The 12,212-nt window shown below is 41.3% G+C and carries 8 protein-coding genes; 6 read left to right on the top strand and 2 right to left on the bottom strand.

The features are described 5' to 3' along the window. Positions 1-43: 43 nt before the first annotated feature. On the bottom strand, positions 44-1,285 hold the full coding sequence (locus tag ACE1B6_RS24685; protein WP_413259935.1) for a tetratricopeptide repeat protein: 1,242 nt from the start codon (positions 1,283-1,285) through the stop codon (positions 44-46). Between the two features lie 147 nt (positions 1,286-1,432). Here ACE1B6_RS24685 and ACE1B6_RS24680 point away from each other — a divergent pair, with 147 nt between their 5' ends. Then, positions 1,433-2,545: an esterase-like activity of phytase family protein gene (locus tag ACE1B6_RS24680; RefSeq protein WP_413259934.1), complete on the top strand. Its 1,113-nt coding sequence runs from the start codon at positions 1,433-1,435 to the stop codon at positions 2,543-2,545. Positions 2,546-2,660: 115 nt separating this feature from the next. Here ACE1B6_RS24680 and ACE1B6_RS24675 read toward each other — a convergent pair whose 3' ends face one another. Next, on the bottom strand, positions 2,661-4,415 hold the full coding sequence (locus ACE1B6_RS24675; RefSeq protein ID WP_413259933.1) for a SulP family inorganic anion transporter: 1,755 nt from the start codon (positions 4,413-4,415) through the stop codon (positions 2,661-2,663). 465 nt (positions 4,416-4,880) lie between these two features. On the opposite strand from ACE1B6_RS24675, the gene ACE1B6_RS24670 reads away from it, so the two are divergent. The 5 genes from ACE1B6_RS24670 to purC all read left to right on the top strand — a co-directional run bounded on the left by ACE1B6_RS24670 (position 4,881) and on the right by purC (position 12,039). Next, complete coding sequence (locus ACE1B6_RS24670) at positions 4,881-5,471, top strand: chromophore lyase CpcT/CpeT (RefSeq protein ID WP_413259932.1); 591 nt, start codon at positions 4,881-4,883, stop codon at positions 5,469-5,471. Positions 5,472-5,639: 168 nt separating this feature from the next. Next, positions 5,640-6,791, top strand: coding sequence for an NAD-dependent epimerase/dehydratase family protein (locus tag ACE1B6_RS24665; RefSeq protein ID WP_413259931.1), 1,152 nt, complete (start codon positions 5,640-5,642; stop codon positions 6,789-6,791). 194 nt (positions 6,792-6,985) lie between these two features. Then, positions 6,986-8,116 (top strand): glycosyltransferase family 4 protein, encoded by a 1,131-nt coding sequence (locus ACE1B6_RS24660; protein WP_413259956.1) that lies wholly within the window; start codon positions 6,986-6,988, stop codon positions 8,114-8,116. A gap of 429 nt (positions 8,117-8,545) precedes the next feature. Beyond that, positions 8,546-11,188 carry a GAF domain-containing protein gene (locus ACE1B6_RS24655; RefSeq protein ID WP_413259955.1) on the top strand — a complete coding sequence of 881 codons (2,643 nt, stop codon included), beginning with the start codon at positions 8,546-8,548 and terminating at the stop codon, positions 11,186-11,188. A gap of 122 nt (positions 11,189-11,310) precedes the next feature. Beyond that, entirely contained in the window at positions 11,311-12,039 is a 729-nt protein-coding gene (gene purC, locus ACE1B6_RS24650) for a phosphoribosylaminoimidazolesuccinocarboxamide synthase (RefSeq protein ID WP_413259930.1), read from the top strand. Positions 12,040-12,212 lie beyond the last annotated feature (173 nt).

Raw genomic sequence — 12,212 nt, 5'->3', positions numbered from 1 at the left:
TTGATCTGGGTTTTTACCCAGATCTCTTTTAAAAATTTAAGTTTTAAAATTCGGGTGTAATCTGTCTACTAACTTCTTGAATTTGTCTGTTGAAGTAAGCTTCTCGATAACTTAATTGTTTGGCAATTGCCAGTCCTTTTTCCCAAGCCGCGAGTGCTTGGGAATAGTTTTGTTGTGCTAAATAAAGTTGCGCGATTTGGTCGTAAGTATTCATCATTCCGTAGAAGTTGTGCGCTAATCGATCGGTTTGTAAAAGTACTTGGCTGGTTTCTAATGCTGCGTCTATTTGCTTGAGGGAAAGTTGCAATGCTACTAGTTTTCTCAGTGCATCTGCTGCACCAGAATATTGTTGAATTGACCAAGCAAATGAGTAAGTTTCTTCGTATTGTTGAGCAGCTTCTTCTATTTGTCCAAGGGATTCTAGTTTGCTGCCGATCGCTAATTTTAAATCAGGAATTTCTGTAAAATTTTGCAGGTTTTGATACAGTTCAATTAACTGTTGATTAGTCTTAATAACTTGCAGTGGTTGTTTTAACTGTTCGTAAATATAAGCAAGTTGTTTTAAGTAGGTAATTTGCTGTTCGCTATTATTTTGCTCCTTGGCTAAATTCAACAATTCGTTATAAGTAAGAGAGGCTTTTTGGTAATCAAACCAATTTAAACTTAGTTCGCCAATTTTAACTAAAGTTGCCGCAATTTCATCTGCATTTTGTGCTTCTCTAGCGGCGCGGAGAATTTTTTCATAAGCTACAACTGCTTTATCAGGTGCTCTGACTTGTTCATAAGCTGTTGCTAAAGCACGCCATAATTCTAATTCTACAATTGGTTTTGCCGTGGCTTCTGTTTGAATTGCTTGTAATCTTCGGGTAATAAATTGAATGTCTTCCCTGGAATTTTCTTGCCATGCGATCGCACCAACTCTCCCCAAAGCTTGCACTTCTGGTATAAATCCTAATACTCTTGTTAAACGCAATTCTCGATACCAAACGGCAAAAGCTGTTACTTTATCACCAGCTTGAAATAACTCAGTAGCTTGTTGATTTAATTCATTTAATGCTTGTTGTAATTCTGTCCTTTCTAATTCAGTTAACGGTTTTTTATTTCGTGCTGACTCAGGTAACATCGGATCGAGAGTTCTAAACTCTAAAGGATCGGGAGGAAATACATTTGGATCTTCCTCATTGTTACTTTGAGCATAAACCGGAAAACTCAAAATTACCCAAAGCAAAGAACAAACAACCGAAAAATAAAATTTGCTGATTTTTTGTGGTAGGCGATCGCTCATAATCTAAAATCCACTCAGGCTAATATAAAGAAGATCGGAAATAGCAATTAGTTTCCACTCCCTAACTGTAATCTATCCGACAGGAGTTGACTGGTGAAAAAAAGCATCAGAACCTTAATTCTAGGTTTCACACTAATAGGATTGACTTTGTTATCATCTTGTGCATTACCAAGAATTAATGCTCAACAGCGGACATTTCTCGACATATCTTTAGAATTTCTGGGTGAATACCAATTACCCAAGATGAAATTTCAGGATACAACAGTTGGGGGATTATCAGGAATCACTTATGACCGACAGCGCGATCGCTTTTATGTCATTTCGGACGATCGTAGCCACCTCGCACCAGCCAGATTTTACACCTTAAAGTTAGACCTAAACAACAGCAAACTGCAAAACGCAAAAATAGAAAACGTTACCTTTCTCAAAACCAAAGACGGCGCAACTTACCCCAAAGGTAGCATCGATCCCGAAGGAATTGCCCTCACTCCCCAAGGAACATTATTTATTTCCAGCGAAGGCGCTACTCGCGAACTTATTTCCCCATTTATTGGCGAATTCGACTTAAAAACTGGCAAACTAACTCAAAATTTACCCATACCAGAAACCTACATTCCTGATTCTAATAATGAACAACAAAAGGGAATTCAAAATAATTTAGGCTTTGAATCATTAACACTTAATCCTACTGGATCTTTACCAGCTAGTGGCGAACCAATTCGCTTATTTACCGTCACCGAATCAGCATTAATGCAAGACAAAGATCCATTAGAAAAAGACGAACAAGGTAACTATAAACCACAAATTACTAAATGCCGCCTGTTGCATTATCTGATTAGTGATGGCCCACCAATCATTCTTTCCGAACATCTTTATTCCTTATCTCCTTATCCCCCAGGCGCAATGTATTATGGGGTAACGGAATTGTTAGCGATCGATCAAGGCGGACATTTCCTCAGCTTAGAAAGATCGTTTGGTTTAACAGGTTTCGGCGCAAAAATTTACCAAATCTTCACTGGCGCAGCTACCGACACCTCCCGCATCACCAGCTTAAAAGGTGAAATAAAAGCAGTACAACCAATCAAAAAACAATTACTTTTGGACTTGCAAGAATTAGGAATCAGATTAGACAACCTAGAAGGAATGACCTTTGGCCCTCGTTTACCCGACGGCAGTCAAAGCTTAATATTAATCAGTGATGATAACTTCCAAGAAAAACAAATAACCCAACTACTCCTATTTCGACTAAAAACTTCCTAGTAACGTTCGTAGTAGCGACTTCAGTCGTACCTGAAATCTAACAACCAGCACAAATTAAAAGAACTCCAACTTCTTAAAGAAATTGGAGTTCTTTATCAATTATTAAATTGAGAGATTACAAAGTTTTCTTCGTTAAAGTAGAATCAACAGCAGACTGATCTTCAGACAAAAAGTCTTTCTCTTCAGCTTGAGAGTAAGCATTACTTTCAGCACCTACTCCAACTTCACCCTTCACATACATTACCGCTTTTTCCAACGCTTCCAAGCGAGTAGAAACCAAATTATTTTCTGGCACTCTATCTAAAATGTTGAAGCGTTCTAACCTGGTTTTAACTTTTTCCCCGCTACTAACAATGAAAACTTCCACCTTTTTGTGAGTAGCATCTTCGATCATCTTTTCAATTGCCAAAGTAGCCGTTACACCCAATTTTGGCACATCGTTAACATCCAAAATTAAGATGTTGTACTCATCCATGATTGCTTGGCGTTGCGAGATCGCTTTTGCAGCACCAAAACTCATTGGACCACCCAAATGTAATATTAAAACACTCCCTTTAGCTTCCTTCAGCAACAGCTTTTCTTCATAAGAGAGAGGGATTTGATCGTCAGCATGAGTAATTGCCTTCACCTTATCAGACTGGATATCTGCCAAACTTTGAATGGTGAGAATATTGGCAATAAATACACCCACACCTACAGCAACGATTAAATCAACAAATACAGTGAGTAACAACACACCGTACATAATTGCTGCTGCTTTCCAAGAAACTTTGTGAGCACGTTTTAAGAAATTCCAGTCAACAATATCAATCCCGACTTTGACCAGAATACCTGCTAATACTGCTTGAGGAATAAACTGAGTTAATCCACTGGCACCGAGAACAAGAACTAACAAAACTACAGCGTGAAGCATTCCCGAAAGAACAGTTCTGCCACCCGCTTGGATGTTAACAACTGTTCCCATTGTTGCGCCTGCGCCAGGAAGAGCACCAAAAATTCCCGATAATAAATTACCAATTCCTTGTCCGACTAATTCTTTATCAGAGTCGTGTTGAGTACGGGTGATGCTATCAGCAATAACTGAGGTTAATAGAGAGTCAATACATCCCAACATCCCTAACATGACACCATCAACTAACATGATGGTCATTTGATCTAAGGTGAATACAGGTAGTTGTGGAGTTGGTAAACCTGTAGGAATTGCACCAATTAGTCTCAGGTCAAAATCTTTGAGGAATACAGCTGCAATTACTGTACCGATGACTAGTGCTAATAGTTGGGGAGGAACTAAACGACGTATTTTTTTCGGTGTCAAAAATAAGATCGCTAATGTTAAAGTTGCTAAGGCAGTTTCAACTGGATCGAGGTTTTGAGTAAATGTTGGGATTGCAGAAATTACACCAACAATTCCACCTTTCGGATTAGCTTGTCCTAAAAATGGTCCGATCTGCAAAACTATCATGATTACACCAATTCCAGACATAAATCCAGAAATTACGGTGTAAGGCATTAAGGTAATGAATTTACCTAATTTCAAGATGCCAAACAGGATTTGAAATACACCTGCCAACATGACTACTGTAAAAGCCATTGCTAACCCATTTTCTGGGTTTTTTGCAGTCATATTGAGCACGATCGCTGTCATGACCACAGTCATTGGTCCAGTAGGGCCAGAAATCAAGGTGGGAGTTCCACCAAATAAAGCGGCAAAGAAACCCAGAATCGCTGCGCCGTAAAGACCTGCGATCGCACCCGCACCAGAAGCCACACCAAATGCCAGCGCCATTGGTAAAGCTACGATCGCCGCCGTAATACCACCAAATAAATCACCCCGCAGGTGATTAAATGTGATCCGATTCGCTAGTTGCATAAGTAACACAGTCCCACAAGTATTGAGTACTAATTTACATTGCTAATGCTCTATAGGTTCAAAATTAATCATTGGATTTACCAATGATTAGAATCATTTTGTATAGGGGTAAACAGTTAAAAGCCAGAATTTTAGCGGGCTACAATAATCTCTCATTATGAAATTTGTCCCTTTTAATTCAACTAAGTTATGAATTAAGCCATACGAAATTGATATATTTAAAAATTAAATCTTTCTAAATTCTGAGTAATTAATAATTTATCCTTCCTCGAATAGGAGAGGTGGGGAAGTGGTGAGATCGGTGAGTTTTAAGTTTTGAATTCTCCCCTGCCCCCCTGCCCCCCTGCTCCCCTGCCCCTCTGCCCCTCTGCCCCCCTGCCCCCCTGCCGCCCTGCCCCCCTGCCCCCCTGCCCTACCCCCGCCTTCTGCCTTAAAATAGTTGGGAATTTTAGTGTTTGACCAAAAATGACTCATTCTACTGACATAGCCACCTTAGCTCGATGGATGGCAGCAGACTTTAGTAATCAAGAACAAGCATTTGAAAATCCGCCCTTTTATGCCCATATTCGCGTTTGTATGCGTCCCTTGCCCTTAGAACTACTTTCTGGCGTGAGTTTCTTTGTGGAGCAAGCTTATGATTACTCGCTGAATGACCCTTATCGAGTCCGGGTGCTGAAATTAATAGATAAAAACGATCGCATTGAGATTGAAAATTATACTCTCAAATCAGAAAAAGAATTTTATGGCGCTTCTCGCGACTTGAAACGACTAGAAAACCTCAAAATTGACAATTTAGAGAAACTACCAGGCTGCAACATGATTGTAGAGTGGACTGGGAGCAGTTTTAAAGGTAAAGTAGAACCCGGAAAAAGTTGCCTTGTAGTTCGCAAAGGACGCACCACTTACTTAGATAGCGAATTTGAAATCGATCGAGAAAAGTTTATCAGTCTCGATCGGGGACGCGACCCCGAAACCGACGAACACATCTGGGGTTCCTTCGCTGGCCCATTTTACTTCGTGCGCTGGACAAGTTTCGCTGACGAAGTAAAAGTTTAAAAAAATTTATGAAAACTTCCCGCAGCTGAAAAATTTTTCCTAACCTCCTATCCCTTTGTTTATCTGCCTCGATCTATCTTCTAGCCAGAAATTGACTTAAGTGGTTGAAAGGGTACACAAACCTGGTACATTTAGCGAGTGTCGGCAAGCAGGATTAACAAAATCAAGATGAGAGTTCTGGTTATTGGTGGCGATGGTTATTGTGGTTGGGCGACAGCACTTTATCTTTCCAACAAAGGTCATGAAGTTGGCATCCTAGATAGCTTAGTTAGGCGACACTGGGATTTAGAACTGTGTGTGGAAACCTTAACCCCGATCGCACCTATTCAGCAACGCCTCCAGCGTTGGCAAGATATTACAGGGAAAACCATCGAATTATTCATCGGTGATATTACCAACTACGATTTTCTCAAGGTAGCACTGCACAAGTTTCAACCAGATGCGATCGTCCACTTCGGCGAACAGCGTTCCGCACCATTTTCCATGATCGATCGCGAACACGCTGTTCTCACCCAAGTCAACAACGTCACGGGAACACTAAACATCCTTTACGCCATGAAGGAAGATTTCCCCGACTGTCATTTGGTGAAATTAGGAACAATGGGTGAATATGGTACACCCAACATAGACATTGAGGAAGGATACATCACTATTGAGCATAACGGACGCAAAGATACCTTACCGTATCCTAAGCAACCAGGCTCAATGTACCACCTGTCCAAAGTGCATGACAGCCACAACATCCATTTCGCCTGCCGGATATGGGGACTACGTGCCACAGACTTAAATCAGGGAGTCGTTTACGGCGTACTGACAGAAGAAACTGGCATGGATGAACTGTTAATTAACCGCCTAGACTACGATGGCATATTTGGTACCGCCCTGAACCGCTTCTGCATTCAAGCAGCAATTAATCACCCGATTACAGTTTACGGAAAAGGCGGTCAAACCAGAGGATTTTTAGACATTCGAGACACAGTAAGATGTGTGGAATTGGCAATCTTAAATCCAGCTGAATCAGGTGAGTTCCGTGTCTTTAACCAATTCACCGAACAATTTAACGTCGCTGAACTAGCTTTAAAAGTGAAAGAAGCTGGTACAGCATTGGGATTAAAAGTAACAATCGAAAACTTGGAAAACCCCCGCATTGAAAAAGAAGAACATTATTTCAATGCCATAAACACCAACTTACTTGACTTAGGTTTACAACCTCACTATCTCTCCGATGCCTTAATTGACTCTCTGTTAAACTTCGCCGTTAAGTATCAACAGCGAGTCGATAAAAACCAAATCCTCCCCAAAGTTACTTGGCGAAGATAGGCTTTTGTCATTTGTTATTTGTCATTGGTCATTCGTTATTTGTCATCCGTCATTTGTGATAAATACCTGGAAACTAATCACTAAAAACCAGTACTAAATTCAGATCGACAAATGCACGAATATAGTTAATGACCAATGACTAATGACCAATGAATAATGACCAATGACCAATGACCAATGACTAATGACTCATGATGCGAATTGCCCTATTTACAGAAACATTTCTGCCAAAAATTGACGGCATTGTAACTCGTCTTTGCCAGACAGTTGAGCATTTACAACGTAGCGGAGATCGAGTACTGATTTTCTCCCCAGATTACGGAATTACTGAATATAAAGGAGCCAAAATTTACGGAGTTTCTGGCGTACCTTTACCTCTGTACCCAGAACTAAAATTAGCATTTCCCCGACCTGCGATCGGCAAAGCACTAGAAGAATTTCAACCAGATATTATTCATGTAGTTAACCCCGCCGTCTTAGGATTAGGTGGGATATTTTATGGGAAAAGCTTAAAAATTCCGATCGTCGCCTCCTATCACACCCACCTACCTCAATACCTGCAACATTACGGATTAGGAATGTTAGAAGGAGTATTGTGGGAACTCTTAAAATCCGCCCATAACCAAGCCGAATTAAATCTTTGTACTTCCAGCGCAATGGTACAAGAATTAATTAATCACGGCATCGAAAGAGTAGATTTATGGCAAAGAGGAGTAGACACCGAATTATTTCATCCTGACACAGCCAGCCCGGAAATGCGATCGCACCTCAGCCAAGGACACCCCGAAACCCCCCTCCTCCTCTACGTCGGACGCTTAGGCGCAGAAAAAGAAATCGAACGCATCAAACCCATACTAGAAGCCATCCCAGACGCACGCCTCGCCCTAGTCGGAGATGGCCCAAACCGCGAAGCCCTAGAAAAACACTTCGCCGGAACAAATACCCACTTCGTCGGCTACCTCCGCGGCAAACAACTCGCCTCCGCCTACGCCTGCGCCGATGCCTTCATCTTCCCCTCCCGCACCGAAACACTCGGACTAGTACTCCTAGAAGCAATGGCAGCAGGCTGCCCCGTCGTCGCCGCCCGTTCCGGTGGCATCCCCGATATCGTCACCGACGGCGAAAACGGCTACCTCTTCGACCCCACCGACGAACAAGGCGCTATCAACGCCACCATCCGTCTCCTAGCCCAACAAGAAGAACGGGAAATCCTTCGCTACAACGCCCGGAAAGAAGCCGAAAACTGGGGTTGGGCAGCCGCCACCAGACAACTACAGCGTTACTATCAAAACGTAGCTTTCTCCACCTTGCCCAAAGCTGCTTAAAACAAAGCCAAGGGGAAACTTTGGTCGGGAAAAAGAACCAGAAAAAGATCGGCTTGGTAGCTTAAAACAACTTACTTTTTCTGAGTTTGTCATACTTTAAATGTATTGTACGTAGCTAAACTAGTTTAGCTACCTCAATATAAAATTCCCTGTGATTTAAATACTTGTAACTCACCGATTAATGTAGATACATTCGTATTAGGTCATCTACTTTCTTCTGGAAGTAGGTCAGCTAGGCTAGGGGTCAGGGTAAAACAAGTAGTTTAGAGAACAGCAGAGCCAAATACAATCGGGAAAAAGACCCAAAAATTTGACTTTTACCCCTTTTAGACCCTCTGCGTTCGATCGACCTGTAACTTCCATGTTCCCTTAAATGGAAACAAGCTTCTATTTACTTAAAGAAGCTTCACCCTGTAAAACCTCATGAGTATGACATTCCCCAACACTGGTAGCGTCTTAACGACGTTAACCCAGCTAACTCAGCAGCACCGGGTTAAAGCCCTGCTTGAGCGAGTCAGAAATATTTCCGTCAAGGAATTTATTTGTCTCCTCGACTTCATCACCGCTGAATTCCAGCAATTCCTCAGAGCTATTGAACTGATTAACAATGAAGCTCTAGAAACCATGCTGGAAGACATTTTAGAAGTGATTACCATGAAAATGGGTCAAGTCCTGCAAGCAGAACTGAGCACCATTTATTTGGTTGACAACACCAAGGGTTATTTGTGGTCAAAAATACCCCAAGCAAATAGTGACAAACCTTTAGAAGTTCGTCTCCCTCTAAATGCAGGTATTCCAGGTCATGTAGCTATCACGGAAAAATCTTTGATTGTCCCTGATGCTTACACCCATCCATTGTTTAATCCTGACTTGGATAAACAACTCGGTTATCATACCCGTGACATTCTTTGTATGCCCGTAAAAAGTAGTAAAGGGCAAATAGTTGCGGTAATTCAACTATCTAATAAAGCTGGCGACCTACCTTTTAATGAGGAAGACGAAAAAGAATTTCAGAGATTTGTTGATGATATTGGCGTAATTCTCGAAAGCTGCCAATTATTTTATCAGGCAGGACGGAATCAAAGAGGTGCTAATGCTTTACTGAAAGCCACACAAATTCTAGGTCAAAGTCTCGACCTGGAAACTACTTTAAAATCAGTAATGGAACAGGCCCGTAATTTAATGCAGGCCGATCGCAGTACACTATTTTTATTACTTAAAGATACTAACGAACTGTGGACAAAAGTAGCCGCAGCCGATGGTAAAACTATGTTTGAAATTCGCATTCCCGCTAACAAGGGAATTGCTGGCTATGTTGCTTCCACAGGTCAACCTTTAAACATTCCCGACGCTTACAAAGACCCCCGCTTTGACCCCACCACCGACCAACGTACAGGCTACCGCACCCGAAACATTCTCTGTTTACCAGTTTATAATTCCGCAGGGGCTTTAATTGGTGTAACTCAACTAATTAATAAAAATCAAGGTAGTTTTACCTCTTCTGACGAAGAGTTTATGCGAGCATTTAATATTCAAGCCGGAATAGCTTTGGAAAATGCCAAACTCTTTGAAAGCGTCTTACTGGAAAAACAATATCAAAAAGACATTCTGCAAAGCTTGTCTGATGCCGTAATTTCCACCGACATGATAGGGCGAATAGTTACTATTAATGATGCCGCTTTAGAATTATTGGGTTGCCCACAACAAACGAGCGACAAAATTCATAAATCTAATTGGGAACATAAATTAATGGGGCGATTAGTTTGGGAAGTAGTGCCGATCGAAAACTTACAAATGAGATTAGAAGATAGTTTGAAAAATGGCGCAAATCACTATGTACCCGAACAAAGTTTAACCGTAGGTTTATGGATTCAAGAAATTTATGCCCCAGAAACAAGTCAAATAAAATTGGAAGAAATAACTCAACAAAATGGGCATGAAATAGTAGGATGCCAATGTATTTTAGCAATTCCCGATCGCACCAACCCCGACTATTACATACCTTGGAATGAATCACCTCAAACCAGCGAAAATCTCCTCTTAAATACAGAAGAAGAAATTCCCGAAAAAATCCCCAAAGAACAAATAAAAAACATCGAACGCAGCGTGAATCTTTCAGTTAAACCTTTGACAAATCCAGACGGAGAAGTGCGAGGAGGATTAGTAGTTTTAGAAGATATTTCCCAACAAAAAAGAATGAAAAACGCCATGTATCGTTACATGACTCCCGGAGTTGCAGAACGAGTCATGGCGCAAGCAGAAGACACTTTAATGATTGGAGAAAGAAAGGAAGTCACGATTTTATTTTCTGATATTCGCGGCTACACCACAATTACAGAAAACTTAGGCGCAGGTGAAGTAGTATCGCTACTAAATCAGTATTTTGAAACAATGGTAGAAGCAGTTTTTGACCATGAAGGCACACTTGATAAATTTATTGGCGATGCTTTAATGGCAGTATTTGGCGCACCATTATCATTACAAGATCATGCTTGGAAAGCCGTTAAAACAGCCTTAGATATGCGTCAGCGTTTAGCTAGATTTAATCAGCAACGACGAGCCAAAAATCAGCCAGTAATAGCCATTGGGATTGGCATTAGTTCAGGAGAAGTAGTTTCAGGAAATATTGGCTCCCATAAACGCATGGACTATACAGTAATTGGTGATGGAGTTAACTTAAGTTCTCGCTTAGAAGGCGTGACTAAAGAGTATCGATGCGATATTATTTTAAGTGAGTTTACTTATAACTTATGCCACCAACATATTTGGGTACAGGAATTAGATAAAATTCGCGTCAAAGGCAAACAAGAAGCTGTGAAAATTTATCGCTTAATTAACGATCGCTCTCAACCTCTAGACCAAGAAACCCAACAATTCTTATACCATTACAACATAGGTAGAGCAGCATTCCTCAACCGCGAATTCTCTCAAGCAATCACCCAATTTGAAATCGCCCAAAAATTTCAACCAAATGACGCAGCACTGAACATCCACCTCGAAAGAGCCAAAACCTATCTGAGCCAACCTCCCGCTAAAGAATGGGACGGCGTTCATGAAATGACCACCAAATAAAGACAAAAGGCAAAAGGCAGAGTCCAATGGTGGGAAAGATATTAATTAATTACCAACTAATTACCAAAAGTTTTGATTGCGATCGACAATAAAAAAACACCAAAACTAAATGGTAAATTACCATGAACGAAAAACTATACGAAGGCAAAGCCAAAATCATTTACACAACCGACAAACCAGAAATTTTGCTAGCGCACTACAAAGACGACGCAACAGCATTTAACGCCCAAAAAAGAGGACAAATTGCAGGCAAAGGACAAATTAACTGCACCGTTTCCACTCACCTATTTAAACTTCTAGAACAACAGGGAATTCGCACCCATTTGATCGAACAAACAGCCCCAGACAAAATGTTAGTGCGGCGCGTGCAAATCGTCCCCATAGAAGTAGTCGTGAGAAATATTGCCGCCGGAAGTCTTTGTAAACAAACCGGATTACCAGAAGGGAAAATTTTACCAAAACCCTTAGTGGAATTTTATTATAAAAACGACGCATTAGGCGATCCATTACTGACTAGCGATCGCATACTAGTAATGGAAATAGCCACACCGGAACAAATCGCACAACTAAAAAGTCTTTCCCTAGAAGTTAACCGAATTCTTAGCGAATTCTTCAACCAATGCGGCATCACCCTAGTAGACTTCAAACTAGAATTTGGCCTAGATGAAACCCAACAAATCCTCCTAGCAGACGAAATCAGCCCCGACACCTGTCGCCTCTGGAACCAGTCAGAAACCGACTCCCAAAAACGAGTCATGGACAAAGACCGCTTCCGCCGCGACTTAGGCAACGTAGAAAACGCCTATCAACAAGTCCTAGAGAGAGTTTTAGCTCAAACTAGCACCAACTAAAGGCAGGGGGGCAGAGGGGCAGGGGGGCAGGGGGGCAGGGGAGAAGTTTTAAGTTAGTTTTGGGAGTTTTAGGTTTTAAGTTAGTTTGGGGAGTTTTTGGTTTTTAGTTTTATGTTTTTATTTAGTTTTGGGTGTTTTTGGTTTTTATATTTATTGTACCCCAGCGGCGCCCG

Source organism: Floridaenema fluviatile BLCC-F154, assembly GCF_041929135.1.
GTDB classification, from domain to species: Bacteria; Cyanobacteriota; Cyanobacteriia; order Cyanobacteriales; family Aerosakkonemataceae; genus Floridanema; species Floridanema fluviatile.
Note: the sequence above shows the minus strand (reverse complement) of the source record. Positions and strands in the feature narration are given on the sequence as shown.